This window comes from Reyranella sp. GW821-FHT12G01 (assembly GCF_058806575.1).
In genome coordinates this window covers 3,732,970-3,759,116 of the sequence record NZ_JBXAPV010000001.1, presented here as the reverse complement: position 1 = coordinate 3,759,116, position 26,147 = coordinate 3,732,970, and the positions used below count along the sequence as shown (strand labels likewise).

General features: G+C 65.8%; 23 protein-coding genes and 1 pseudogene. 13 read left to right on the top strand and 11 right to left on the bottom strand.

The features are described from left to right. Positions 1-61 precede the first annotated feature (61 nt). The 4 genes from AC1RP5_RS18210 (at position 62) to AC1RP5_RS18195 (ending at position 4,554) form a co-directional block, all read left to right on the top strand. Positions 62-325: a hypothetical protein gene (locus tag AC1RP5_RS18210; RefSeq protein ID WP_493112821.1), complete on the top strand. Its 264-nt coding sequence runs from the start codon at positions 62-64 to the stop codon at positions 323-325. Between the two features lie 17 nt (positions 326-342). After that, positions 343-2,565 carry a hypothetical protein gene (locus tag AC1RP5_RS18205; RefSeq protein WP_493112819.1) on the top strand — a complete coding sequence of 741 codons (2,223 nt, stop codon included), beginning with the start codon at positions 343-345 and terminating at the stop codon, positions 2,563-2,565. A 147-nt stretch (positions 2,566-2,712) separates the two neighbouring features. After that, a complete protein-coding gene (locus tag AC1RP5_RS18200; RefSeq protein WP_296332022.1) occupies positions 2,713-2,913 on the top strand; it encodes a cold-shock protein in 201 nt (66 codons plus the stop codon). A gap of 495 nt (positions 2,914-3,408) precedes the next feature. Beyond that, positions 3,409-4,554 (top strand): hypothetical protein, encoded by a 1,146-nt coding sequence (locus AC1RP5_RS18195; RefSeq protein WP_493112817.1) that lies wholly within the window; start codon positions 3,409-3,411, stop codon positions 4,552-4,554. Between the two features lie 15 nt (positions 4,555-4,569). On the opposite strand, the gene AC1RP5_RS18190 is transcribed toward AC1RP5_RS18195, so the two are convergent. Further along, positions 4,570-5,544, bottom strand: a complete 975-nt coding sequence (locus AC1RP5_RS18190; RefSeq protein WP_493112815.1) for an SDR family oxidoreductase — start codon at positions 5,542-5,544, stop codon at positions 4,570-4,572. Between the two features lie 24 nt (positions 5,545-5,568). Next, positions 5,569-6,054: a hypothetical protein gene (locus AC1RP5_RS18185; RefSeq protein ID WP_493112814.1), complete on the bottom strand. Its 486-nt coding sequence runs from the start codon at positions 6,052-6,054 to the stop codon at positions 5,569-5,571. 151 nt (positions 6,055-6,205) lie between these two features. Here AC1RP5_RS18185 and bla point away from each other — a divergent pair. Further along, positions 6,206-7,056 (top strand): annotated as a pseudogene (gene bla, locus AC1RP5_RS18180) (class A beta-lactamase). A gap of 10 nt (positions 7,057-7,066) precedes the next feature. Here bla and AC1RP5_RS18175 read toward each other — a convergent pair. The 7 genes from AC1RP5_RS18175 to AC1RP5_RS18145 all read right to left on the bottom strand — a co-directional run bounded on the left by AC1RP5_RS18175 (position 7,067) and on the right by AC1RP5_RS18145 (position 13,678). After that, a complete protein-coding gene (locus tag AC1RP5_RS18175) occupies positions 7,067-8,329 on the bottom strand; it encodes an MFS transporter (protein WP_493112812.1) in 1,263 nt (420 codons plus the stop codon). A gap of 69 nt (positions 8,330-8,398) precedes the next feature. Then, positions 8,399-9,016 (bottom strand): ATP-binding cassette domain-containing protein, encoded by a 618-nt coding sequence (locus AC1RP5_RS18170; RefSeq protein WP_493112811.1) that lies wholly within the window; start codon positions 9,014-9,016, stop codon positions 8,399-8,401. Beyond that, the gene (locus AC1RP5_RS18165) at positions 9,013-9,714 is read right to left on the bottom strand and encodes an ABC transporter ATP-binding protein (RefSeq protein WP_493112809.1); all 702 of its coding nucleotides are present in this window, start codon (positions 9,712-9,714) and stop codon (positions 9,013-9,015) included. The genes AC1RP5_RS18170 and AC1RP5_RS18165 overlap by 4 nt, the downstream gene beginning before the upstream one ends. Continuing rightward, entirely contained in the window at positions 9,714-10,457 is a 744-nt protein-coding gene (locus tag AC1RP5_RS18160; RefSeq protein ID WP_493112807.1) for an ABC transporter ATP-binding protein, read from the bottom strand. The genes AC1RP5_RS18165 and AC1RP5_RS18160 overlap by 1 nt, the downstream gene beginning before the upstream one ends. Before the next feature lie 2 nt (positions 10,458-10,459). Next, complete coding sequence (locus tag AC1RP5_RS18155; RefSeq protein ID WP_493112805.1) at positions 10,460-11,431, bottom strand: branched-chain amino acid ABC transporter permease; 972 nt, start codon at positions 11,429-11,431, stop codon at positions 10,460-10,462. Continuing rightward, positions 11,431-12,357 (bottom strand): branched-chain amino acid ABC transporter permease, encoded by a 927-nt coding sequence (locus AC1RP5_RS18150; RefSeq protein WP_493112803.1) that lies wholly within the window; start codon positions 12,355-12,357, stop codon positions 11,431-11,433. Before AC1RP5_RS18150 ends, AC1RP5_RS18155 begins: the two co-directional genes overlap by 1 nt. Before the next feature lie 25 nt (positions 12,358-12,382). Beyond that, entirely contained in the window at positions 12,383-13,678 is a 1,296-nt protein-coding gene (locus AC1RP5_RS18145; RefSeq protein ID WP_493112801.1) for an ABC transporter substrate-binding protein, read from the bottom strand. 100 nt (positions 13,679-13,778) lie between these two features. On the opposite strand from AC1RP5_RS18145, the gene AC1RP5_RS18140 reads away from it, so the two are divergent. Next, complete coding sequence (locus AC1RP5_RS18140; RefSeq protein ID WP_493112798.1) at positions 13,779-14,639, top strand: MurR/RpiR family transcriptional regulator; 861 nt, start codon at positions 13,779-13,781, stop codon at positions 14,637-14,639. 51 nt (positions 14,640-14,690) lie between these two features. Beyond that, on the top strand, positions 14,691-16,112 hold the full coding sequence (locus AC1RP5_RS18135; protein WP_493112796.1) for an MFS transporter: 1,422 nt from the start codon (positions 14,691-14,693) through the stop codon (positions 16,110-16,112). Here the strand turns inward: AC1RP5_RS18135 and AC1RP5_RS18130 are convergent, their stop codons facing one another. Further along, entirely contained in the window at positions 16,113-16,841 is a 729-nt protein-coding gene (locus AC1RP5_RS18130) for a glutathione S-transferase N-terminal domain-containing protein (RefSeq protein ID WP_493112795.1), read from the bottom strand. A 112-nt stretch (positions 16,842-16,953) separates the two neighbouring features. Between AC1RP5_RS18130 and AC1RP5_RS18125 the strand changes: the two genes are divergently transcribed. Together AC1RP5_RS18125 and AC1RP5_RS18120 are read left to right on the top strand one after the other, a co-directional pair. After that, entirely contained in the window at positions 16,954-19,263 is a 2,310-nt protein-coding gene (locus AC1RP5_RS18125; RefSeq protein ID WP_493112794.1) for a xanthine dehydrogenase family protein molybdopterin-binding subunit, read from the top strand. Beyond that, a complete protein-coding gene (locus tag AC1RP5_RS18120) occupies positions 19,260-20,153 on the top strand; it encodes a DMT family transporter (RefSeq protein WP_493112792.1) in 894 nt (297 codons plus the stop codon). Before AC1RP5_RS18125 ends, AC1RP5_RS18120 begins: the two co-directional genes overlap by 4 nt. Here the strand turns inward: AC1RP5_RS18120 and AC1RP5_RS18115 are convergent. Beyond that, positions 20,150-21,754, bottom strand: a complete 1,605-nt coding sequence (locus AC1RP5_RS18115) for an ABC transporter substrate-binding protein (RefSeq protein WP_493112790.1) — start codon at positions 21,752-21,754, stop codon at positions 20,150-20,152. The two genes, AC1RP5_RS18120 and AC1RP5_RS18115, sit on opposite strands and share 4 nt — an antisense overlap. Before the next feature lie 67 nt (positions 21,755-21,821). On the opposite strand from AC1RP5_RS18115, the gene AC1RP5_RS18110 reads away from it, so the two are divergent. Genes AC1RP5_RS18110 through ybaK form a run of 4 tightly spaced genes read left to right on the top strand, consistent with a single transcriptional unit; the run spans position 21,822 to position 26,146 of the window. Next, positions 21,822-23,129: an amidase gene (locus AC1RP5_RS18110; protein WP_493112788.1), complete on the top strand. Its 1,308-nt coding sequence runs from the start codon at positions 21,822-21,824 to the stop codon at positions 23,127-23,129. Further along, positions 23,126-24,394, top strand: coding sequence for an amidase (locus AC1RP5_RS18105; RefSeq protein WP_493112786.1), 1,269 nt, complete (start codon positions 23,126-23,128; stop codon positions 24,392-24,394). The genes AC1RP5_RS18110 and AC1RP5_RS18105 overlap by 4 nt, the downstream gene beginning before the upstream one ends. Before the next feature lie 9 nt (positions 24,395-24,403). Next, the gene (locus tag AC1RP5_RS18100; RefSeq protein ID WP_493112784.1) at positions 24,404-25,630 is read left to right on the top strand and encodes a hydantoinase/carbamoylase family amidase; all 1,227 of its coding nucleotides are present in this window, start codon (positions 24,404-24,406) and stop codon (positions 25,628-25,630) included. Positions 25,631-25,672: 42 nt separating this feature from the next. Further along, positions 25,673-26,146, top strand: a complete 474-nt coding sequence (ybaK, locus tag AC1RP5_RS18095) for a Cys-tRNA(Pro) deacylase (RefSeq protein WP_493112782.1) — start codon at positions 25,673-25,675, stop codon at positions 26,144-26,146. Position 26,147 lies beyond the last annotated feature (1 nt).

Sequence of the window (26,147 nt, the reverse complement as noted above, 5' to 3'; positions counted from 1 at the left end):
ATATGCTCCACGCGACCTTGCGGCGCGTGCGTCGACAGAAATCAGAGGGCAAGTTGATCCAATGACGAGAACAATTCTTCCGATCCTGCTCCTGGCGTTTCTTGCCGGCGAAGCTGTCGCCCAGGCTGACGATGCAGCCTACTGCAAGACCCTCGGCGATTACGCGACGCGGTATCTTGGCGACGGCGGCGGGAATGGCGGGACGCGGCCCGACTTCGATATCGTCGAGGCCGTCGGTCAGTGCAACAAGGGCAACACGGCGGCGGGCATCGCGGCGCTGGAGAAGAAGATCCGCAGCAAGGGGTTCACGCCCCCGGCACGCTGAGGGCGGATACTCCCGACATGAGCGATCCGCAGAAAGGGCCGGGCGACGAGCAGGTGGGTGAGAGTGTCCGCCGCTCGCTCTCCTTCCTGCTGGCGCAGCAGAAAACCCGCACGCCGTGGAAATCGTCGGTGCTGGCGCCGAACGATCCAGCCATCGATCGCTTCTCGGCCGGGACCTGGACCGGCGCTTTCACGATGCCGGCGCCGCCGCCCAAGGAGGGGCCGGTCTACACGCCGGTGATGATCACCGCGCCGCTGTATTTTCCGCTCATCGCAGGGCGGTCGGCGACCTTCAACGGTCTGGTCGATGCGCCGTTCGCCTCCATGGATGGCTGGGTCGGGCGTCGCAACAAGGACGCGGTGGCCGGCGCCGCGGCGGCCGAGAATCCGGCAAGTCTGTTCGGCGATGGTGGCGCCAACTGGGGCTCCTATTTCGTGGTCGGCAGCGTCGATGGCGTCACGCAGTTCGTCACGAGGGTCGCGGGCAACCGCAGCTGGAAGGCCGAGATCGCGAACGTGCTCCCGGGGAGCTGGTCGTTCCAGCTCGTGACCTATGCCAATGCCGCGGCGGCCGCCCGCGATGCCGACCGGATCACGGTGGGCGCGGCGTGGCGGCAAGCCGACCGGCCCGGCGACGTTCGCCGATACTGGACGGTGTCCTACACGGATGCGCCGCCACAATTCAGTAACGTGTCGCTCGATGCCGTAGGCCCCTTCGTCGTGCGCGGAACGCTCGAGGCTTTCGCCACGACGCAAGGCCGGACGTACAAGATCCTCGTCACTAACGAGGCCGACGGCGAATATGCCTGGGCGCTGGCCGATGCGGTTCCGGGTGCCTTCACGATCAGTCGCGACTTTCCCTTCGGCGGCAAGATCAAGTTGCGGCTGGTCGAATTGCTGAACGGCTGCGCGGTACGCGTCCTGGGTCAGGTCTGGGCGGAGGAGAATGCTGCCGTCGGGGCGGCCTGTTTCCCCGACCTGCGGATCGAATACCGCTCCCTCACCACGGGCTTCGCTGCGTCGCCCGACAGTACCGTTCCGGCGCGACGCGACGGCACATGGTCGGTGACGCTCGTGCCGAGAGGCGTGGGCCGCGTCTCGCTGGTGGATCTCAACACCAAGCGCATCTGTGGCGAATACACGATGCCCTCGGGTCTCATACGCTCGTTCATCGTGCCGGCCGAAGATTCGGGTCAGCGACCGATCAAGGACGTTTACTACGACGCTTTCAACGACACCTGCTTCCTCTATGACCAGGCGGTCGCGCTGATCGCCCTGCTGCAACTCGGCGAGCGGGCGGCGGCGCGCCAATTGGTCAATGCGCTGCTGACCGTGCAGAATCCCGACGGCAGCTTCCCTTTCGCCAATCAGCAGGCGACGCTCTCCGCGCACGAGGCGGGCGTCATCCGCAACGGCGCGCAGGCCTGGGTCTGTTATGCCTTGCTGATCGCCGATCAACCGCAGTTCCGCGACTGGTTCCCTGAGCGGACCCTGGCCGCGGCGCTGGCCGGTCTCGACTATGCTCTCGACTACACCAACGCCAAGGGACTGATCGACGGCGGCCGCGGCCGTATCGTCGAGGGCGTACTCGAGCCGGACTACATCGTCCCGTGGTGGAGTACCGAGCACAATATCGATCTCTGGTGGGCGCTCGACCTTGCGAATCGCCTCTACGGCAGCAAGTCCGTCAACTACGCGGCTCGCGCTGATTCGCTCAAGGCGGCACTCCTGCAGAACGGCCTGGGCTGGGACGACGCGACGGGCCTTTTCTGGCAGGGCGGCATCGTCAGCAACGGCGTCAACAAGCCCGACGGCATGCGCGCGCTCGACACTCACAGTTGGGGCGCGGCACTGCTCGACAAATGGGGACTCAAAGCGAAGGCCGCCGCTTCGCTGGCGCGCGCCGACGAACATTATGTCGTGACCGACGCGCTGACCGGACTGCAGGGCTATACGACGTTCATCACCCTCGACGGCTATCCGCCGGACACGATTCCCTCGCCCTGGTATGAGGGCAGCTTCGGCGTCGTGATTGCCTGGCGCGATCAGGACTCTTCACGCGCGACCGATCTTCTGGGCAAGCTCGTGAAGGCGCAGAATCCGGACGGGTCCTATCCTTATGTGCTGCGCGCCGATCCAGTGAACGAGATTCACACATTTCCCTGCATCATTGCGCCGGGGTGGAATGTGTTGGCTTGGTCGGGGCAAGGAACGCCGTATCCCCGCATCGTGTGGGTCTGATCGCGACACAGCGCTAGGGATGCCACCTCGAAGGTTCCCTTCAATCACCAATTGTTGACCGTGGACAGGCGATGGCCAGAGGTGGTGAAATATTGCTATCATAGGGACGGCACGGTTCTCGCGCCGGAAATGAAGGACACTAACCAAATGGCTTCAGGTACCGTTAAGTGGTTCAACGCCACCAAAGGATTCGGATTCATCCAGCCCGATACGGGCGGCAAGGATGTTTTCGTCCATATCAGCGCGGTCGAGCGTGCCGGGCTCAACGGCCTGAATGAAGGTCAGAAGATCAGCTACGAAGTTCAGGTCGAGCGCGGCAAGGAAGCTGCCGTCAACCTGAAGGCGTAGTCCCGCGTCGGCCTCGACGCAGGCCGACGGGAAACGAACGAAACGATTGTGCGCTCGCCGGTTGAACGGGCGGGATGCTATCGGTGAAGGCCTCGATCGCCGTCCATCGCGGTGTTCGGGGCCTTTTTCGTAAATGTGGCTTTTTGGTGGAACTTTAGAATTGTTCGCACGTTGCAGGAGTAGAGATTAAAAAGTGGCTTTGTTTCGATTCTTTATTTGAATTCGAGTGATTGCCATAAAATTTATGATCTTCCCTCTGTAGACGTGGCACGCGTTCACAGTGGCGCGAACAGTGCATGTGATGCTCGACTATAAGTCGGCATCGCGGTAGGCGGGGCGAGTATGCGGATCTTATCGGCGCTTGTGGTTTTGGCGGTCACTTCGATCGTCTCGATTGTGGGTGCTGCCGAGCTTCGCGCCGCGACCATCGTCCCCGTCGCTCCCCTGACACCCCCAACCCTTTTCTCGCGAGCCGATACCGCCGAAAGCCCGAGATTGCGCCTTACGGGTATGATCGAGGCGGGTGACTCGGAAAAGTTGCGCGACATCCTGACCAGGCTCCAGGCCACGGCCTCGTCGAAGACGGGCCTGCCGCTGGCCACGATCGAGCTGAGCAGCCTCGGCGGCAGCCTGTCGGAAGGCGTCAAGATCGGTGAACTGCTCAAGAGCTTCAAGGTCGTCGCGGTCGTTCGCAAGCAGGACCTCTGCCTGTCGGCCTGCGCCTTGGCCCTTCTGGGGGGCACCGCGGTCCGCGCCGAGGCTTCCTATCCGCACGATTGCAATATCGAGGTCGGTGGCAAGGTCGCGTTCCACAATTTCTTCCTCGATCGCACCGACCTGCGTGAGCTGACCCACGACGATCCAGTGGCCAGTCGCCTGCAGGGCTTTGCCGATGCGCGCGGTGGCGCGGCTATGCTGATCCGGTATGCCGCGGAGATGGGCCTGCCGCCGACTTTCGTCGCCCGGTTGATGGCGCGTCCGGTCGAGGAGTTCCAGTACATCGAGACGATCGGCGAGTTTCTCGAGTTGAAGCTGTGCCCGATCGGGCTCGAGCGGCCGGCGCTGCCGATGGCCCACCAGGCCGCCAACATCTGCAACAACTCGCTGGCCACGCCGGTGCCGCTGTCGTCCGTTGTCGTCGGGCCCATCGCCCCGCCGCAGGTGCGCCAGTACATGCTGGAGCGCGTGCAGGATGGCCTGAACGCGGCCAAGGCGAAGGGCAAGCTCGCGGACCAGCTCGCCACCTGGTCGGTGATGCGTACGAAGGAAGAGGTCGACAAGCTCTACGACGATCTGCGCGCGGCAGGCGTTGCCCTTCCCGAGATCGTCGGACCGACCTTCGAGGTCGCCATCAGCCAGGGCGGACGAACCCGTGCCGCCTGCTATGTCAGCCTGTCGGTGACCGATCCGGACAGGTACGACGTCGTGCTTCAGGGACCGCGGAATCTTGCCGAGGCGACACGCGTGCCGCCTGCCAATGCCCGTCGCCTGTTCCTGTACGACCGGCGCGATATCGCCAACCAGCGCCCGTCGTCGATCGACCGCAATCTGGTCACGCCGGATACGCGCGAGGTCGAAGAGCAGGCCGCGCCCCTCAGCTCGGGCCGCGTGCCACCGCGCGGCGAGAACGCCCGGAAGTAGCGACCGGCGGTCGGCTTAGCGTCCGCCGACCACCCAGCCAGTTTCCTTCGCGAAGGCTTCGAAGAACTCCGTCTCATAGGCCCGCTCGGGCGTCTCCCGCACGAGACTATCGATCCGTTCGGCATCGTGTCCGACCAGGATGCGCCAGCGCTCGTTGCGCACACCGTCGAGGATGATCGTCGCGGCTTCGGCCGCCGTCGTCGGCGCCTCCTCGAGGAAGCGGCGCGCCCGTTCGGCCATGATCTTGCGGACGTCGTCGTCGGACAGTTTTGCGGCGTCGATCCCCATCGACGCGATGCGGGCTCGCGCCAGCCCGACCTCGTGCGCCGTGATCTCATCGGTCTGGTTGCCGCTCTGCAGCTTGCGCGAGTTGGCGACGATCGACGTACCGATATGGCCGGGCATGACTACCGAGCATTTGATGTGCGGGGCGTTGATGCGCAGGTCGGTGATCAGCGCCTCGGTGAAGCCCTTCACCGCGAATTTGGCGGCGGCGTAGGCGGTCTGCGGGATGTTGGGCGCGATGAAGGCCCAGAAGCCGTTGACGCTCGACGTGTTGACGATGTGGCCGGCATCGGCGCGGCGCAGCATCGGCATGAAGGCGCGCGTGCAGAGATAGACGCCGCCCCAGCAGATGTTGAACGTGCGCTCCCATTCGTCGCGCTCGTTGACCAGGAAGCTGCCGCCGCCGCCGATCCCCGCATTGTTGAACAGGAGATGGATGCGGTCGGTCTCGTGCTGTTCGGCAACGGCATCGCGGAAGCGCACGACCTGCGGCTCGTCCGCGACGTCGGCGATATGCGTGGTGATGCGCTGGCCCTGGCTGAGGCCCGCCGCCTCGCAAAGTCGCTTCGTCTCGGCCATCGCGCCAGCCGACACGTCACCCAGTGCGATGCTGCAGCCCTCGGCCGCAAGCTGCCGCGCCAGTTCCCGGCCCATGCCCGTGCCGCCGCCGGTGATGACGGCAATCCTGCCCGCGAAATCCTTCATGTCGTTTCCTCTGTTTTCTTTTCTTCAAGCCGGACGAAAGCGCTTCAGGACCAGGTAGCCCAGCAGGACGAAGCCCAGCAGCACGATACCCTGCGTCACGGCGAACGTCGGCTCGGCCCCGGTGGGGACGAACCTGTTCAGGAAGCCGATCTTCTGGAAGGACTGCACGACCAGGACGAAGACGTTGAGATAGAAGGCGAACAGGGCGGTCGCGACATAGATCCACCGCCACGCGCCGGTGACACGGCCGACATAGAGCGCCAGCAGCGCAATCGCGAGAGCGACCGACGATACGATCCCGACGCCGAGCGCCGGCGTGAACACGGTGATCGGAAAGAGGAAGCCGGTGAGCGTCGTCAGCACGGTGAACAGCAGGAACACCGAGTTCCATGTATCGAGCCGGCGTCCCTCGAGCATGCGCGCACAGGCGACTGCGCCGGCGGCAATGGCGATCAGGCTGATGACGACGTGCACGACCGTGAAGGTCGCGATGGACATTCCGAGAACCATATCAGTCTCCTGGGCTTGCGGCGGCGTTGCGCAGTGAGCGTTTCCCTGACGGATCCAGTCACCACTTTAACGCATGGTCGGGCCGGCGACAGGTCGGGGTGCTGCCATATTCGACCCTTAGGCACACGGCCGATCCCAGGAGGAGAAAACCGTGTCCGTTTCGATCGCCCGCCGCGCGCTGCTTTTCGCGCCGCTGCTGTCCCTGCCGGCCTTCGCAGACGATGCCGTGTCGTCGCTTCGCGAACTCGAGCGCCGCAATGGCGGCCGTCTCGGCGTGGCCTTGCTCGACACCGCGAGCGGCCGTCGCGTCGCCTATCGCGGTGAGGAGCGCTTCCCGATGTGTAGCACCTTCAAGTTCCTGGCCGCAGCCCTCGTGCTGGCCCGTGTCGATCGCGGCGAGGAGAAGCTCGATCGCCGCATCGTCTTCGCGGCAGGCGATCTCGTGCCTTACTCACCGGTTACGAAGGAGCACGTTGGACCGGCAGGCATGACCGTCGAGGCGATTTGTGCGGCGGCGATGACCCTCAGCGACAACACGGCGGGCAACCTGATGCTCGCGAGCTTCCTGCGGGACTGACCGGCTTCGTGCGTGAGTTGGGCGATCCAGTGACGCGCCTCGACCGGATCGAGACCGATCTCAATGAAGGCACGCCGGGCGATCCGCGCGACACGACTTCGCCGCTCGCCATGCTGGGCACGATGCAGAAGCTGACCACGGGCGACGTCCTGTCCGCCGGCTCACGCGAACGCCTGATCGGCTGGTTGGTCGCCAACAAGACCGGCGACAAGCGGCTGAGGGCCGGTGTGCCGGCCGCATGGCGTGTCGGTGACAAGACGGGGACCGGCGGCAACGGCAGCGCCAACGACATTGCCGTCGCCTGGCCGGCCGGCCGCGCACCGGTTTTCATCGCGGCCTGTTACACGGGGTCGACGATTTCCGACGAGGCGCGCAGTGCGGTGATCGCCGAAGCCGGCCGCATCGTCACGGCCGGCTTCGCCTGATCGGGCTCGATCAGGCCGGCAACTTCGGCGCGCTCGGGTGCTTGGGCAGGAAGGCCGTGAGCAGGCCGAGCACCAGCAGGAACGGCGTCACCTTGTAGACGGCTTCGATGCCGGCATGGTCGGCGATCTCGCCGAGTGCCGCGGCGCCGAGGCCGCCCAGGCCGAACGACACGCCGAAGAACATGCCGGCCACCAGGCCGACCCGTCCGGGCAGGAGCTCCTGCGCGTAGACCAGGATCGCGGAGAAGGCCGAGGCCATGATGATCGCCACGGTGACCGCCAGAACGCCCGTCCAGAACAGGTTGGCGTAGGGCAGCAGCAGTGCGAAGGGCAGGGCGCCCAGGATCGAGAACCACATCACTGGAATGCGGCCGACCTTGTCGCCGACCAGGCCACCCAGGATCGTGCCCACCACGATGCCGACCAGGAAGGCGAACAGGTAGAGCTGCGCGGTCTGCACCTCCATGCCGAACTTCTGGATCAGGTAGAAGGTGAAGTAGGAGCCGAGGCTGGCGCTGTAGACATTCTTGGAGAAGAGCAGCGCGACCAGGATCGCCACGGAGATGCCGACACGGCGCTTCGACAGGATCACATGACCGGTGGCTGCGGCCGCCTTGCGGGCGGCAGGCTTCTGAGTGGCGCGGCGCGCCTTGTACCAGTGGCCGACCTGGAACAGCACGATCATCGCGAGCAGGGCGGCGGCCGAGAACCAGACGATGCTCTGCTGGCCGGCCGGCACGACGATGAAGGCGGCGAGCAGCGGACCCGCGGCGGAGCCCATGTTGCCGCCGACCTGGAACAGCGACTGCGCGAGACCGTAGCGGCCGCCCGCCGCCATGCGCGCGACCCGCGAGGCTTCCGGATGGAACACCGAGGAGCCCATGCCGATCAGTGCGGCAGCGAACAGAATCAGTGGGTATGAATTTGCCTGCGACATCAGCAGGAGGCCGACCAGGGTGAAGCCCATGCCGACCATCAGGGAATAAGGCTGGGGCTTCTTGTCGGTGTACATGCCGACCACCGGCTGCAGCATCGACGCCGTGCACTGGAAGGCCAGGGTGATGAAGCCGATCTGACCGAATGACAGTGCGTATGAATCCTTGAGGATCGGATACAGCGCGGGCACCAGCGACTGCATCATGTCGTTGAGCAGGTGGCAGAAGCTCAAGGAGAGAATGACGGCGAAGGTCGTGCTGTCGGCGGAGGCGGCAATCGCCGGGGCCGCGGGGGCAGAAACGGGCGCGGCGCCGGCTGCCATCGTGTTGTCGGTCATGTTGCCACTTTAAGCGGCAGTTCCGCTGGTCGCCAGCGCCAGCCCGGCAGACCAGCCCTGCGCCGAAAGCTAGGGGGCGAGTTCGCCGAGATAGGCCCTGACGTCGGGCGCCGAGACGATGCTCTCGAAGTCGGCGAAGGGCCGGACCGTGCCGCCGCCCACGAAGAAGAAGCGCTCGCAGATCTCCTTCAGCAACTCGAGGTGCATCGGCGCCGTCGGGTGCAGGCAGATGAAGACCAGCCGCCCCTCGCTCCGCAGCTTGCGGAAGAAGTCGAGCATGAAGCCGATATAGCCGTCCTGCGTGTTGAACTGCGGCTCGTCGAACAGATGCACGACCGGATAGTCGCTGCCGGCCGGCTCCAGCATGAAGTTGGGGCGGGTGCGCGAGAAGCGACGCACTTGGTAGGACTGGTGATAGTGGATGGCCAGCCGGTCGCGCTCGCGATAGCGCACGCGGTGCATGTCGCGGCCGGCCACCAGCACGCGGCCCTCGCTCGGCACGTTGGAGCCGGCGATCATCTCGAACAGGGTCGTTTTGCCTGCCCCGTTGGGCCCCATCACACCGACGATCTCCGGTCGCTCGAAGCGGCAGTCGACGTCGAGGCGAAAGGCCGGCGTGCGGTCGAACAGGCCGCGGCGGTAGATCTTGCTGACGCCTTCGATGGCCAGCAGCGGAGCGCCGGTCATTGCGCGCCTCCCAGCAGCCTGCGTTTCAGCGCGGCGTCGGCCTTGAGTTCCTCGGCCGCGCCTTTCCAGGCCACGGTCCCGTGGCTCAGCACGACCACGCGGTCGGCGACGGAGAGCGCGATCTCGGCATTCTGCTCGACCACGATGGAGGCGATGCCCTCGCGCTTCAGCCTGCGGATCACCGACAGCACGTCGTCGACGATCTTCGGCGCCAGCCCCTGGCTCGGCTCGTCGAACAGGACGAGGCCCGGCGAGCCCAGCAGCGCGCGGCCGATCGCCACCATCTGCATCTCGCCGCCCGACAGGGTCTCGGCCTCGCGCGCCATCAGGTATTTCAGCGGCGAGAAAATCTCGGTGATCTCGGACACCGACCAGGCGCGATAACGTGTGCGCTTGATCCCAAGCGACAGGTTCTTGGCGACGCTGAGCGTCGGGCAGATGCGCCGGTCGTCGGGCACCCAGCCGATGCCGGCGCGGGCGATCTCGTGCGTCTCGCGAGCCCTGAGCGACTGGCCATCGAGCAGGATGTCGCCCTCACGTGGCCGGGTGAGGCCGAGAATGGAGCGCAGCGCCGTGGTCTTGCCCGCACCGTTGGCACCCAGCAGCGCCAGCACCTCGGCCGTGCCGACGTCGAAGGAGACGTCGAACAGCGCCTGCGTCTCGCCGTAGAAGGTGTCGATGGCGCGGACCTCGAGCATCAGGCGAGCTTTCCGAGGTTGGAGTTCTTCACCCAGGGATTGGCGCGCAGCTCGGCGGGGCTGCCGTGCGCGATCACCTGACCCCAGTGGATCACCGAAATGTCGTCGGCCAAGCCGAACAGGAATTCCATGTCGTGCTCGATCACCACGATGGTGACCTGGCCCTTCAACCGGCGCACCAGCTCGGCCAGCCGGTCGCGGCCATCGCTGCCGAGACCCGCGGTCGGCTCGTCGAGGAACAGCAGCTTCGGCCGCGAGGCGAGTGCCACGGCAATTTCCAGCGCCCGGCGTTCGCCATAGGGCAGGGCCTTGGCGCTGTCGTCGGCCCGCGCCGCGAGACCGACTGTGTCGAGGATCTCGTGCGCTTCGGCGACCAGTGCGGGATCGGCATAGGCTTGCCCTAAGAGATCGCGGCCGCGGTGGCGGGTCTGCGGCAGCGCGATCGCCACGTTCTCGAACACCGTGAATTCGTCGAACAGGTTCATGAGCTGGAACGAGCGCGCGATGCCCAGCCGCGCGATGGCCTGCGGCGACCGGCCGGTGATGTCGGCGCCGTCGAACAGCACACGGCCGCGATCGGGCTTGTAGCGTCCGGTCAGCACGTTGAAGCAGGTCGTCTTGCCCGCGCCGTTCGGGCCCATGATGCCCGACAGCTTGCCCGCCTCGAACGACAGCGAGATGTCTTCCAGCACAACCCGGTCGCCGAAGCGCAGGTGAAGGTCGCGGGCTTCGAACAGCGCCATGGCTACTTCGCCTTCGCGGGCGCGGGCCGCAGGAAGAGGCCGCCGAGACCTTCCGGCTTGTACATGACCAGCACCACGAACAGCAGGCCGAACCACAGCATCCAGCCGGTCGTGAAGGCACCGATCACGTCGCGCGCCAGCAGGAAGACGATGGCGCCCAGCACGGGGCCCCAGAAGGTGACGAGGCCGCCGCCGATCAGCGCCATCATCACGACGTAACCAGAGTAATGAAGGCTCATCACGTCGGGGAAGGCCGAGCTCTGCGCCATGGCGAACAGCCCGCCCGCGAGCCCGGAGAGACCGGCCGAGAGAACCAGCACCGCCGCCTTGTAGCGCCACACGTCATAGCCCACGAAGCGCGCGCGGGTCTCGTTCTGCTTGATCGCCTTCAGGATGCGGCCGAAGGGCGAATGGATCAGCCGCCATAGCAGCAGGGTGACGACGACGAAGACGGCGAGCACGAAATAGAAGAGGGCGATGTTGTCGCGCAGCTCCAGCGTGGCGATGCCCAGCCGCACCGGCAGGCGCTCGATCTTGAGAAGCCCATCCTCGCCGCCGGTGATGGCGTGCGACTTGATGGCGATGAACCAGAAGACCTGGCCGAAGGCGATGGTGAGGAGCGAGTAGTAGATGCCACGCCGATGCGAGATGAAGGCCGCGACCAGCGCACCGCCCAGGGCTGCCGCTCCGACAGCAACGCCGAGGCAGAGCCAGAGATCAGGCGCGATGTTCTGCTGCGCCAGGCCGAACGCGTAGGCGCCTAGGCCGAAGAAGGCGCCATGGCCGAACGACGGCAGGCCGCTATGGCCCAGCACCAGATTGTAAGCCATGGCGTAGGTCGCGAAGATCAGGATCTCGACGCCGAGATACTGGTAGAGGCCGACCTTCTCGATCCAGAGCGGGACCGTGGCGAAGGCCAGCCAGATGGCGATCATCGACGGTGTCAGCGTCGGAACGGAACGACCTTTCTGCATCACGCTTCCAGCACGCTCTTCTTGCCGAACAGGCCGCGGGCGCGGAACGTCACCACGGCAATCAGCAGCAGGTACATCGACATCATCGACCATTCCGAGGCGTAGGCGCCGCTGAGCCCCACGACCATGCCGACGAGAATCCCGCCCAGCACGGCGCCCCAGAAGCTGCCGACGCCGCCCAGCACGATGATCAGGAAGGAGGGCACGACCGCATCGACGCCCATGTGCGGGCGGATGCCCCAGACCGGCGCCAGGATCACGCCGGCCACGGCCGCCATCATGGTGCCCAGCACGAACACCCAGACGCGCAGTTTCTCGAGATCATGGCCCAGCGCGCGGACCATCTCGCTGTCATGGGCGCCGGCCTTCACCAGCGCACCGAAGCGGGTGCGCTCGATCACGACCCACACCACCGCCATGGCGACGATCGCGAAGCCCGCCGCCCAGAAGCGGTAGGTCGACCAGATCAGGTCCATCATCAGGAAGCCGCCCGAGATGCCGCGCGGCACCGGCAGCATGTAGTCGCGCGTGCCCCAGACCGTGCGGATCAACTCTTCCAGCACCATGGCCATGCCGAAGGTGAGCAGCAGCCCGTAGAGCGGATCACGGCCGTAGGTGCGCCGCATCATGCGTTCGAGCACGACCCCGAACGGCGCGACCAGCACGGGCGCGAGGAACATCGCCGCCGTGAACCGCCAGCCCAATGGCACGGCAGCCCAGGCCGCCAGCATGTCCGGCGGCAAGGGCAGGCGCGGCGTGGCGATCGCATAGGCGAAGTAGGCGCCCAGCGCGAACAGCGAGCCGTGCGCCAGGTTGATCTGCTCCATCAACCCCAGGATCAGCATGAATCCCAGGGCCAGAAGGGCGAACAGCAGGCCGAGTGCCAGGCCGTTCACGAGATGGGGCAGGAGCCCGACGATGGACACGCGACGCGCTCTACGCTTGCTTGGCTTATTGCTCGTAGGTCGGGACGTCGGCGTAGGGCTTCAGCTTGCAGGTCGTGAGCGAAGCCGTGTCGAGCGCCTGCTCGGGCGTAGCGTCGCTCAGGATCTCGAACAGGTCGGTATTGTCGACCGGCTTGGGATTGCGCCGCGCCAGATAGATCGTCTGCTGGATCTGATGCGTCACCGGATCGATGTAGGCATCGTAGTTCTGCATGCGGTCGACCGCGGTCATCTTGCGGCCTTCGAGTGCCTTGATGAGCGCGATGTTGTTGGTCGAGCCGGTCTGCTCGATGACGCGCAGCAGCTCGCGCGTCGCCATGTAGCCGTTGTAGGAAACGTTGCCCGGCACGGGGATCGGCGACTGCGGATAGGTCGTCTGCCAGCGCTTCACGAACTCCGGCACGCCCGGCAGCGGCAGCTTGTGATACCAGTTGGTGCCGAACACGCCGAACAGCGTCTCGGGCACGCCCCAGATGTCGGGCCAGTCCTGCTGGTTGTTGATCCAGGCAGCCTTGTCCTCGAGCTTCAGTTCGGCGATCTGCTGGCGCAGCGCCTTGATGTCGTCGCCACCGATCGCCATGGCGATCACGTCTGGCTTGATCTGCTGGACCTTCAGCAGATAGGCGGTGAAGTCGCGCGTGTTCTGCGGCACCAGCAGGTTGTCGACGATGCGGCCACCGGCCTTCTCGACCTCGGCCTTGGTCGCGGCCGCCGTGGTGTGGCCCCACACATAGTCGTTGGTGAGCAGCAGCCATTTCTTGCCGATCTTCTGGACGGCGCTGGCGACCGCGGCCTTGGAGAAGTTGGTGCCGTTGCCGTCCCACACGAACTTGATGCGGCTGCAATTCTCGCCGGCCTCGCTGGGCGCCGAGGAATTGGTGTTCATGTAGATCGTGCCGTACTTGTTGGCGACCTGCGTGATGGCGTTGGCGACACCCGAATGCAGCGCGCCGATCAGGAAGCCGCACTGTTCCTGGGCGATGAAACGCTCGGCGACGCGGGTGCCGGTCGCGGGATTGGTCTCGGTGTCGGCAGTGATCCACTCGATCTTGCGGCCGAGCACGCCGCCCTTGGCGTTGAACTCGTCGATGGCGAGCCGCATGCCGCGCAGATCGTCCTGGCCGCTGTTGCCGTACTGGCCGCTGGCATCGCAGGTGAGGCCGAGCTTGATCGGCTTCTTGGAGCCCTGCGCCCAGACGCGATTGTGCTTCCACGGACCGAAGAAGCTCGCCGTGCCGGCAAGCGTGGCGGTCATCAGGCTGGCCTTGAGCGCGCCACGGCGCGTGATGCGGGACTTCGTCATGGGATCTCCTCCAGTGGCTTTGTTGGCAATTTTCATTGCTCTTGAGTCGTAGAATGGACATTCTACGAACCTCTGTAAAGTGGAATGGACGATTCATTAGATGGCAAAAGGCAAGTCGCGCGGCGGCAAGGGCAATCGGAACGAAGCCGACGCTTACGAGAAGCTGCGGTCCGATATCGCCGCGCGCCACGCGACCCTGTCCGATCGCCTGCAGCATATCGCCGAGTTCGCGCTGGAGAACCCGACGGAGATGGCGCTGGGCACCGTGGCCGAAGTGGCCAAGCGCGCCGGCGCGCAGCCCTCGGCCATCGTCCGCTTCGCCAGCGCACTGGGCTACAGCGGCTTCACCGAGATGCAGCAGGTCTTCCGCCTGCGCCTCGTCGCGAGCCTCGCGCCCTCCTACAAGGATCGCATCGAGCGGCTGAAGGAGGATGGGCCGTGGAGCGGACGCAACGATGCGCGATCGGTCCTGACCCGCTTCGTCACCGAAGGCATTGCCTCGCTCGAGACGCTGAACACGGCGGCCCGCGAGTCCGAGCTGCAGCGCGCCATCGAGCTTTTGGGCTCGGCTGATACGATCTACCTGCTGGGGCTGGGCGGCTCCTATCCGGTGGCCGCGCATCTCGCCTATGTGCTGCGCAAGCTCGGTCGCCGCACCGTGTTGCTCGACGCAATCGGTGGCGGCCTGCGCGAGCAGGCGGTCGCTGCGACGCGCGCCGATGCCGTCCTCGCCATCAGCTTCAAGCAATACAATGCCGACACGGTGCGCCTGTTCGCCGAACTTATAGCGCGCGGCGTGCGCGCGGTGTCGATCACCGACAATCTTTTAAGCCCGATCGCGCGCGGCGCCGATGTGGTGTTCGAACTGCACGACATGGCCGAACCCGCCCTGCGAACCCTGGTGGCGCCGATGTCTCTGGCGCAGGCGTTGGCGGTGGGATTGAGCCTGTCGCAGACCTGACCGCGGTTTCCGGGCCGTGAACCTTCCGGCGGCCGGTGCGTTGCATCGCCCGTGCGCACCGATGTTCCCGCCCGTCTCGACCGTCTGCCGTGGAGCCGTTTCCACCGGCTGGTGGTCGTTGCGCTCGGCATCACCTGGATCCTCGACGGGCTGGAAGTCACGCTGGCAGGCTCGGTAGCTGCCGCACTTCAGACCAGTCCGCGCCTGCAGCTCACGGCGGAACAGGTCGGCCTGACCGGCAGCGCCTATCTCGCCGGCGCCGTGCTGGGTTCGCTGTTCTTCGGCCATCTTACAGATCGGCTGGGCCGCAAGAAGCTCTTCAACGTGACCCTCGGCCTCTATCTCGTCGCGACGGCGGCGACGGCCTTCTCCTGGGATTTCTACAGTTTCCTGCTGTTCCGCTTCCTGACCGGCGCGGGCATCGGCGGCGAATATTCCGCCATCAACTCCGCGATCCAGGAACTGATCCCCGCACGCCTGCGTGGCCGCATCGACCTCGCCATCAATGGCAGTTTCTGGATCGGTGCGGCCGGCGGTGCGATCCTGTCGGTGTGGCTGCTCGATCCCAACGTCCTCGATCCCGACATGGGCTGGCGCCTGGCCTTCGGCAGCGGCGCGGTGCTGGGCCTCGTGATCCTCTTCCTGCGGCGCTTCCTGCCCGAGAGCCCGCGCTGGCTGATGATCCATGGCAAGCCGCGTGAGGCGGAGGGTGTCGTCGAAGAGATCGAGGCGAGGGTCGCGGCTGATACGGGCCAGAAGCTCGAGCCGGTGACCAAGACGCTGGAACTCGGCGACCCGCACAAGACCACGATGCTCTCCGTCGCGCAGACGCTGCTGAAGCATTACCGCAGCCGCACGGTGCTTGGCGTCGTGCTGATGGCCTCGCAGGCTTTCGTCTACAACGCGATCTTCTTCACCTACGCGCTGATCCTGACCAAGTTCTACAACGTGGCAGCCGACAAGGTCGGCCTCTACATCCTGCCCTTCGCGGTCGGCAATTTCCTGGGGCCGCTTTTGCTCGGACCGTTGTTTGACAGTCTTGGCCGCCGGAAGATGATCACCGCCACCTATGCGATTTCGGGTGTGCTGCTGGCGGTGACGGGCTGGATGTTCCATGCCGGCCATCTCGATGCCACGACGCAGACGGCGATGTGGAGCGTCGTCTTTTTCTTCGCTTCGGCGGCGGCGAGTGCTGCCTATCTGACCGTTGGCGAATGCTTCCCGCTGGAGATCCGCGCCCTCACCATCGCGCTGTTCTATGCCTTCGGCACCCTGTTCGGCGGCGTGGGCGGTCCGTGGCTGTTCGGTGTACTGATCGCCGGCGGCAGCTCGGGTGAGATCCTGTGGGGCTACATGCTGGGCGCCGTGCTGATGCTGGCGGCCGCGCTGGTCACCCTGAAACTCGGTGTCGCGGCGGAAGGCAAGTCGCTGGAGGAGGTGGCGCCACCTCTCTCCAGCGAACGGCGTCTGTAGTTATGCCGCGCGCACCGGCCGGGCGCGCTGATTGTAGAGCATCTTGCGGATGCGTTCCTGTTCCTCGGGCGGCAGCTTCTCTCGATCGACCGAGAAGTCGGCGCCGACCGCCATGCCCTTTTGGACGGCGGGACGGGCGCCCAGCTCCTCGAACCAGCGCTTGAAGTAGGGGAACTCCTCGATGTCCTGGCCCTGGAACTTCCAGTTCACCGTCCACGGATAGCAGATCATGTCGGCGATCGTGTACTGGTCGCCCGCCAGGTACTTGTGCTTGTAGAGCCGGTTGTTCAGTACGCCGTAGAGACGGTTCACCTCGTCGGTGAAGCGCGTGATGGCGTATTTCTGGTCGCCTTCCTTGGCCTGGTCGACGCGGCGGAAGTGTCCGCACTCGCCGCTCTTCGGCCCCTGGTTGGCCATCTGCCAGATCAGCCACTCGTTCACTTCGTGCTTGGTGCGAAGGTCCTGCGGATAGAACTTCCCGGCCTTCTCGGCGATGTAGAGCATGATCGCGCCGGACTCGAAGACGACCAGCGGCTTGCCGCCGTCGGCGGGGGCATTGTCGACCATCACCGGCATGCGGTGATTGGGATTCATCTCCAGGAACGCGTCCGTGAACTGGTCGCCCTGTCCGATGTTCACCGGCACGACCTTGTAGGGCAGGCCGCATTCCTCGAGCAGGATCGTGACCTTCTTGCCGTTGGGTGTCGGCCAGTAATGCAGATCGATCATTCGCTTCCTCCGAAAGACTGGATGTGAGTCAGGGGACGGGAGCCTCCGCCCGTCGTTGCGGCCCGTCAATGGTGTATGCTCGTTGCACAAAGACTGGCGGGGAGAAGACCAGGTGGCGGATGGAAGTCAGGATGTGCGATCGGTTCGCCGGCTCGAGGATGGACGCTTCCTCACCGGCCATGGCCGCTATGTCGAAGACATTGTCGAACCCGCCGCCCTTTACGGCCATGTCCTGCGGTCGCCGCACGCCCATGCGCTGATCCGTTCCCTCGACGTGTCGGCCGCGGCCTCGATGGCGGGCGTGCATCTTGTCGCGACGGCGGACGATCTCGCCGCGGACGGCCTGGGCTTCATGCCTTGCCTCGCGGCCGTGAAACCGATGATCGTGCCGCCGCGCCCGGCTTTGGCGGCGGGCCGCGTGCGCCATGTCGGCGATCCGGTCTGCTTCGTCGTTGCCGACAGCGCGGAGATCGCGCGCGAGGCGGCGGAGCGAATCGAGATCGATTACGAGCCGCTGCCGTCCGTCGTCGACGGTCGCGCGGCGCTGGTCGAGGGCGCACCCACCCTGTGGGACGAGGCGCCGGGCAACCTCGTCTATCACGTGCAGCGCGGCGACCATGCTGCCGTTGCCGAAGCGATGAAGGGCGCTGCACACGTCGTCGATGTCGACGTGATGAACAACCGGGTCATCGTCGTGCCGCTGGAGCCGCGTGCCGGCATCGCGCGCTACGATGCGGCGACCGATACGATGGACCTCGAACTGACGGGGCAGGGGCTGCACGGCATCCGTCGCCAACTCGCCGAGTTCATCTTCAAGGTGGCGCCAGAGCGCATCCAGCTTCATGCGCCGGATGTGGGCGGCGGCTTCGGGATGAAGAACTTCCTCTATCCCGAATGGATACTTTTGCTGTGGGCGGCGCGGCGCTTGAAGCAGCCTGTGCGTTGGCTTGCCGATCGCGCCGAGGATTTCGTGATGGGCGCACAGGGACGCGACATCGAGGCCACGGCGCGGATTGCACTCGACGAGACCGGGCACATCCTGGCGCTCGACGTGGCGATGGTCGCCAATCTCGGCGCCTATCTGTCGGGTAACGGGCCGGGCGCCTCGGTGGTCGCGGCTTCGACGGCGCAGGGCGGCGTCTACGACATTCCCGCGATTGCCGTCGACGTGCGTGGTGCATTCACCAACACGACGCCGGTCGACGCCTATCGCGGCGCCGGCAAGCCCGAAGCCAATTACATTATAGAGCGCGCCATCGAGGCGGCCGCGCGGGCGCTCGGACGCGATCCGGCGGATTTGCGGCGGCAGAACCTGATCGCGTCCTTCCCGCACAAAACCGCGATGGGCATGGCGATCGACTCGGGCGACTTCGTCGCCAACCTCGATGCCGCCGTGGCGCGCGTACCGGACTTCGAGTCGCGGCGCACCACTGCCCGCGCGCGGGGCCGTCTGCGCGGCCTCGGCGTTGCCTGCTTCCTCGAAACCTCGCGTGGTGCGCCGAACGAGTGGGCGGAGACGCGCTTCGAGCCGGACGGCAGCGTGACCATCGCCGTCGGTACCGAATCGAACGGCCAGGGCCACGAGACTTCTTTCGCGCAGATCGCAGCCCGGCATCTCGGCCTCCCGATCGAGGTGTTCCGCTACGTCCAGGCCGATACGCGTGCGGTGAGGAGCGGCGCCGGCCATGGTGGCGCGCGTTCGATGCACATGGGCGGGGCGGCACTGGTCAAGGCGATGGATGCTGCTTTGGCAAAAGCGCGCAAACTGGCGGCACATCTCTTGCAGGCCGCCGAGCATGAACTCGACTACGACCGAGGGCGCTTCGCGGTGCACGGCAGCGATCGCGCCATCGATCTCGCCGCACTCGCGGCCAGCGCACAGGATACGGCGAACCTGCCCGAGGGCATGTCGCCTGGACTCAGCGAGCATGTCTTGAACGTCACCGACATCTTCACCTTCCCGAGCGGCTGCCATGTCGCCGAGGTCGAGATCGATCCCGAAACCGGGGCCACCGACCTGTTGAGCTACGTCGCGGTCGACGATTACGGCCGCCTGATCAACCCCATGCTGACCGAGGGCCAGGTTCAGGGCGGTCTGGCGCAGGGCATCGGCCAGGCCTTGCTGGAGCACACGGTCTACGATCCGCAATCGGGTCAGCTCCTCAGCGGTTCGCTGATGGATTACACGCTGCCGCGCGCGACCGACCTGCCGTTCTTCGATATCGAGCTGGTCGAGCGGCCGACGGCCGCCAATCCGCTGGGCGTCAAAGGGTCGGGGCAGGCGGGGTGCATTGGCGCGCCGCAAACGATCATGGCGGCGGTTCTTGACGCGCTGCGGCCTGCGGGCGTCGAGCGTCTCGAAATGCCGGCCACGCCGTCGCGCGTCTGGGAGGCGCTGCAGCGCGCGAAGCCGGGGCCTTGACGGCAGAGCGCGCGCCGCTGCCCGCACCGACCGGCCAGCGCATCCTGGCCGGCATCCTCTTCATGTGCGGCGCGGGCCTGCTGTTCCCGATCATGAGCGGCTTCGCGAAGTTTTTAGGCGCCGACTACAGCACGCTGCAGATCTCGTGGGCGCGCGCCTTCGGGCACATCGTCTACATGCTGATCTTCTTCGTGCCGAAGTTCGGGCTCGGCATGCTGCGCACCCGGCGGTTCGGCACGCAGCTCATGCGCTCGCTGATGCTCTTCACGTCGAACGCCGCGAGCTTCCTCGCCATCGTCTACATCCCGCTCGGCAAGGCGGCGGCGATCACCATGATGGCGCCGCTGCTGGTCCTGCCGCTCGCCTGGGCGGTGCTGGGCGAGCGGGCAGCGCGCACCCACATCGTGGCGCTCGGCGTGGGCTTCGTGGGTGTGCTGATCCTGATCCAGCCGGGCAGCGCGGTCTTCCAGTGGGCAGCGCTGCTCTCTTTACTGAGCGCGTGTTGCTACGCAGTCTATCAGGTGCTGACGCGGCTCATCTCCGCCATCGACACGCCGGAGACCTCGGCGATCTACAGCTCGATCGTCGGCGGCTTCGGCATGTTCCTGGTGTTGCCCTTCGTGTGGAAGACGCCTCACAGCGCCCGCGACATCTTCTATTTCTGCAGCCTCGGCGTGCTGGGCGGCACCGGCCACTATTTCGTGGCCCGTGCGCTCACCTACGCACCGGCCAACATCGTGGCGCCGTTCCAGTACATGCAGCTCATCGGCTCTGTGGTCGTGGGCTACCTGTTCTTCGGCGATTTCCCGGATTTCCTGGGCTGGATCGGCGCCGCCATCATCGTCGGCGCCGGTCTCTACATCGGCTGGTCGCAGCGCAAGCGGACTTAACCCGCCGTGATCGGTGAGAAGTCGACGTACCAGCTCTTGGGATGGACGTAGCCCTTCACCTTGGACGAGATCGCGTTCGGCCAGACGTCGTGGACGAACCAGACGAACACCGCCTCGTCGACCATGCGCGTGTTGATTTTCGCCAGCACCTTGTCGAGTTCCGCCGGATCGGAGGTGCTGCGCGCCTCGGCGGCGAGCTTGTCGAACTCGGGATCGTTGATGTAGCCCCAGTTCGAGCCCTTGGGCGGGATCTGCTGGCTGTCGATGAAGCGCATGAAGGCATTGTGCGGATCCATCGTGTTCCAGCTCACGTTGATCGCGCTGAACGCAGCGGCTTCCGGGGCCTTGGCGCCTTGGCGCATGAAGTTGAGCAGCGCGTTCCAGTCCATCACCTGGAACTCGAGCTCGACGCCCACTTCGGCGAACTGCTGCTGGATGAACTCGTTCATGATCAGCGGATACATCTGGCCAGAGCCGGAGGTCGAGATCGCGACTTTTAGCTTGAGCTTCTTCTGCGGGCCGTAACCCGCCTCGGCCAGCAGCTTCTTCGCCTCCGCCGGATCGTAGCGGATCTTGAAGGTCGGATTGCCGAACCACGGATGGTCGGTCGGCACGCAGCCGACGGCCGGGGCGGCGAGCCCGTTCAGCAGCTTCACCATGGCGTCGCGGTCGATCGCGAGGTTCAGCGCCTTGCGCACGCGGATGTCGGCGGTCGGCGCGCCCGGCAGCATGCTGAGCGTATAGGGCCACATATGCGGAATGGCATTCGTCTCGATCTTGCAGCCTCCGGCGCGCAGCTTGTCGAGCGAATCCGGCGCCGGCGCCTCGATCCAGTCGACCCGGCCCGAGAGGAGTGCGGCGGTGCGGGTCGAGACGTCGGGGATCGGCAGCAGCACCATGCGCTCGCTCTTGGGCAGGCGTGCCTTGTCCCAATAGTCGTTGTTGCGTTCGAGTTCGGCGCGCTCGCGCGGCGTCCAGGCCTTCATCTTCCACGGACCGGTGCCCGACGGCGACTTGCGATAGGCCTGCCAGTCGCGCCCGACCTTCTCGAAGTTGGCGGGGCTGGCGATCGGGAAGCGGTTGAGCAGCGAGGGGAAGATCGTGTCGGTGCCCTTGGTCTGCATCTCGACCTTGTAGTCGTCGATCTTGCGATAGCCGATCAATGGCCAGACGGCGGCGATCAGGATGCTGCGGCCGGCGCGATCGAACGCCGGCGACTTGTCGTTCAGGGTACGGTCGAGGGTGAAGATCACCGCGTCGGCGTTGAAGTCCGAGCCGTCATGGAACTTCACGCCCTGGCGCAGCTCGAAGATCCACTTCGAGGGATCGGCCGGGTCCTGGTACCACTTGGTCGCGAGGCCGGGCACCAGCTTCGCCGGCGCCGTCGCGGACGACAGGTCCCAGGCGACCAGCGTGTCGTACATGGTGTAGCCCATGAAGCGGATGCCTTCGGTGCCCTGGTCGGGTGCGCCGTCGGTCGCAGGAATGTCAGCCAGCGTCATGGCGATGCGCAGCGGCGCGGATTGTTGAGCTTTTGCGGCGCTCGTGCCGATCAGGGAAAGCGCGGTGCCGGCGAGAAGGGCGGCGCGACGGGTAAGCATAAATGACCTCCGGGGTTCCATTGCATCAAGCACGAAGCGAGCCACCCCGGACCGCACTGGACGCGGCATGCTTCTTGCTGTTTTGCTGGCGAACATGGTCGCGCTGAACACGCTTACTGCCACCGAACTCGCGCAACGACTGGACTCCGGAGCGGCCACCGCCGAGGAGATCGTGCGCGCCCATCTCGACCGGATCGACGAACGCGACGCCGACGTGCTCGCCTGGTCGCATCTCGCACGCGAGGCTGCCCTTCAAACCGCCAAGCTGCTCGATCGTGGACCACGCAAGGGTCTGTTGCACGGCATCCCGATGGGCGTGAAGGACATCATCGATTCCTACGACCAGCCGACGACCTACGGCTCGCCGATCTATCGCACGCACCAGCCGCTCGCGGATGCCGCCACCGTGGCCTTGGCGCGCGATGCCGGCGCCATCCTGCTGGGCAAGACGGTGACGACGGAATTCGCCAGCCGTCATCCCGGCCCGACGAAGAACCCGCACAATCCCGCGCATACGCCGGGCGGCTCGTCCTCGGGCTCAGCGGCATCGGTCGCGGATTTCCAGGCCGTTCTCGGCACCGGCACGCAGACCGGCGGATCGGTGATTCGTCCCGCTGCCTTCTGCGGGATCGTCGGCTACAAGCCGAGCTACGGCCACTTCCCGCCGGCCGGCATGAAGGCCAACACCGAATGGCTCGACACGATCGGCGCCTATGCGCGCAGCGTCGAGGACATCGCTCTGTTCCGCGCGGCGCTGATGGCGATGCCTTATAGGCCGATTGCCAAGCTCGACCGGCCACCACGCATCGCGGTCGCCTTCACCCATCATCGCGACGAGCTCTCACCGGAGGGCACCAAGGCCGTGAATGATGCAGCGGCGGCGTTCGCCAAGGCCGGCGCGCAAGTGAGCGAGATCGAGATGCCCGCGCCGGTGCGCGACATGACCCAGGGGCAGAAGAACCTGTCCGCCTTCGACGGACCCCGCGCCCATGCTGACGAGGCTCGACGCTTCTATGGCCTGTTGAGCGAGAGTCTCAAGGAAGAGAAGCTCGTGGGCGGCGCGAAGGTCGACTATGCGACGTGGGTTGCGGCACGAAAACTCGGCGAGACCGGTCGCGCCGCCGTCGATGCGATGTTCAGCGAGATAGACGTGATCCTGACGGCGCCGGCCAAGGGCGAGGCGCCGCTCGGCCTCGAATACACGGGCGCCGCCACCTTCAACCTGCTCTGGACCTACCTCTGGATGCCCTGCGTGGCGCTGCCGCTGACCAAAGGACCGACGGGCCTGCCGATCGGCATCCAACTGGTCGGGCGACAACACGAGGATGCGGGTCTGCTCGACATCGCGGCCTGGGCGCGGAGCGTGCTGTCATGAAGGCGATTACAGCCCTTGAAGCCGTCGCCGCCATCGAGGCCGGCACGCTCACCTCCGAAAAGCTGGTGCGAGGCTATCTCGACCGCATTGCCGAGCGCGACGATGTCGTGAAGGCCTGGGCCCATCTCGATCCCGACCAGGCCATCGCGCAGGCCAAGGCGGCTGACAAGGCAAGCGGCGGCCTGCTGCGCGGCATCCCGGTCGGGGTGAAGGACATCATCGACACCTACGACATGCCGACCGGCCACAACTCGCCGATCTTCGAGGGCAAGGTTCCGTTCGGTGACGCCGCCTGCGTGGCGCTCTGCCGGACCGCCAATGCGGTCATCATGGGCAAGACGGTGACGACGGAGTTCGCCAATCGCCATGCCGGCGCGACGACGAACCCGCACAATCCCGCGCATACGCCGGGCGGTTCGTCCTCGGGTTCGGCCGCGGCTGTGGCCGACGGCCACGTGCCGCTGGCCTTCGGCACGCAGACCGGCGGCTCGGTGATCCGGCCTGCCGCTTATTGCGGCGTCATCGGCTACAAGCCGACTTACGGCGACTTCAATCGCGTCGGCATCAAGATGCAGTGTCATTCGGTCGATACGCTCGGCCTGATGGCGCGCACGCTCGACGACATCGCGCTGTTCCGCGCCGCCGTGCTGAAGCTGCCACCGGTTGCGATCGATCGTGACATCGGCCGGCCGCGCATCGGCCTCTGCCGTTCGCCCGTGTGGGACAAGGCCGAGCCCGAGACCCGGGCGCTGATGGAGGAGACCGCGACCCGGCTCTCCGACAAGGGCGCGTCGGTGGTCGACGTGGCCTTTGCGGCGCCCTACACCGATATCATCGACGACCATGCCGCGATCACCGGCTTCGAGAGCGTGCGCAACTATGCCGACGAGCGGCTGCGCAATCCCGACAAGGTGAGCGACGAGCTGATGAACGGGCCGATGAAGCGCGGCCTTGCCGTCTCCTTCGAGCGCTACGTTGCGGCGCAGCGCAAGGCCACCGCCTTCAAGGCCCATGTCGATTCGCTGTTCGACAAGGTCGACCTGCTGCTGACGCCGAGCGCGCCGGGCGAAGCGCCCAAGGGCATCGCCGCCACCGGCGATCCGGTCTTCAATTCAATCTGGACGCTCGCCGGCACGCCCTGTGTAACCCTGCCGGCTGGCACTGGCCCGAACGGCCTGCCGCTCGGCGTTCAGCTCGTCGGCCTGCGCCATACCGACGACCACGTGCTTTCCCTTGCCGCCTGGGTGGCGGCGCATCTGAACTGAGGCGACGACATGCCCACGATCAACGGTGAACGACTGCTTGGCGACCTGCGGCGCATTGCCGATTTCGGTCGTTACCAGACCGGCGTGCATCGCCCGCACCTCTCGCCGCAGGATGTCGAGAGCCGGCATTGGCTCGCCGCCCGCATGAAGGAAGCCGGTCTCGAACCGGTGATCGACGGCATTGGCACGGTGATCGGCAAGAGCCCGAAGACCGGGCCGCGCATCCTGATCGGCTCGCACTCCGACACCCAGCCGCGCGGCGGCTGGCTCGACGGCGTGATGGGTGTGATCTACGGGCTCGAAGTGGCGCGGGCGCTGGCCGAGGATCCTGAGACGGCGCACCTCGCCGTCGACGTCGCCTCGTGGGCCGACGAGGAAGGCCATTGGGGCCAGATGACCGGCAGCCGGTCCTTCATCGGCATCTTCTCCGAGGCCGACATCGACAAGGCCAAGCACCGCGACGAGGGCACGCCGATGCGCGAGGCGCTGAAAGCGGCTGGCCTCGAAGGCGTGCCGCGCGAGCATCTGGAAGAGGGGCGGTATCGCGGCTACCTCGAGGCGCATATCGAGCAGGGTGGCCTGCTGGAAGCGGACGAGAAGCGGATCGGCATCGTGACGGCGATCGTCGGCATCATGCAGTTCCGCCTGACTTTCAGCGGAATCCAGAACCATGCCGGCACGACGCCGATGCCCATCCGCAAGGATGCCGGCGTCGCCATGATGCGACTTTACAACGACGTGATGGACAAGTTTCCAGCCGTCTCCGGTCCGCGCAGCGTCTGGACGGTGGGCAAGATCGTGCTGGAGCCCGGCGCACCGGCGATCGTGCCCGGTCGCGCCGAGATGATCCTCCAGTTCCGCGATGCCGACTACAAGGTTCTGCAGGCCTTCGAGGCCAAGCTGATGGAGATCGTCGCCGATCACCAGAAGAACAGCCCCTGCAAGGTCGAATGCGTGAACCTTTCGCGCACCCAGCCACTGGTGATGGACGAGCGCTTTCTTGAAGCCATTGAGGAGTCGGCCGCCGTCCACGCCGCCGAGAAGCATGTGCGCATGCCCTCGGGCGCCGGTCACGACGCGCAGGTGATCGGGCTCAAGATGCCGGCGGCGATGATGTTCGTGCCGTCGATCGGCGGTATCTCGCATCATTTCACCGAGAATACCCACGACGCCGATATCGTGCTGGGTTGCCAGGTCTTCGCCGACGCGACGGCGAAAATTCTGAAGGGAAATTGACGGACAGCGACGCTATCCTGCTCCTCTGAGCGAGGAGCAGGGATGTCGAAGGTCACGCGCGCCACCAAGGCGCTGGAGCAGGCGAAGGTCGCCTTCACCGTTCACACGTACGACTACGATCCCGACGCCGACAAGGTCGGCCTCCAGGCCGCGGAAGCGCTCGGCGAGGAGCCGCAGCGCGTGCTCAAGACGCTGATGACCCTGGTCGACGGCAAACCCGCCTGTGTGATCGTGCCGTCGGATCGTGAAGTGTCGATGAAGAAGCTCGCGGCGTCCTTCAAGGGCAAGTCGGCGGAGATGATGAAGCCGGCCGATGCCGAGCGCATGACCGGCTACAAAGTGGGTGGCATCAGCCCGTTCGGCCAGATGCGTCCCGTGCGCACCGCCATCGAGGCCGACGCGATGACGCATGAACTTGTCTTCCTGAACGGCGGCCAGCGCGGCCTGCAGGTCCGGATCTCCCCGCAGGATGTTTCCACGGTATTGAAGGCGGTGGTGGCGCCCCTGGTGGCCTAGG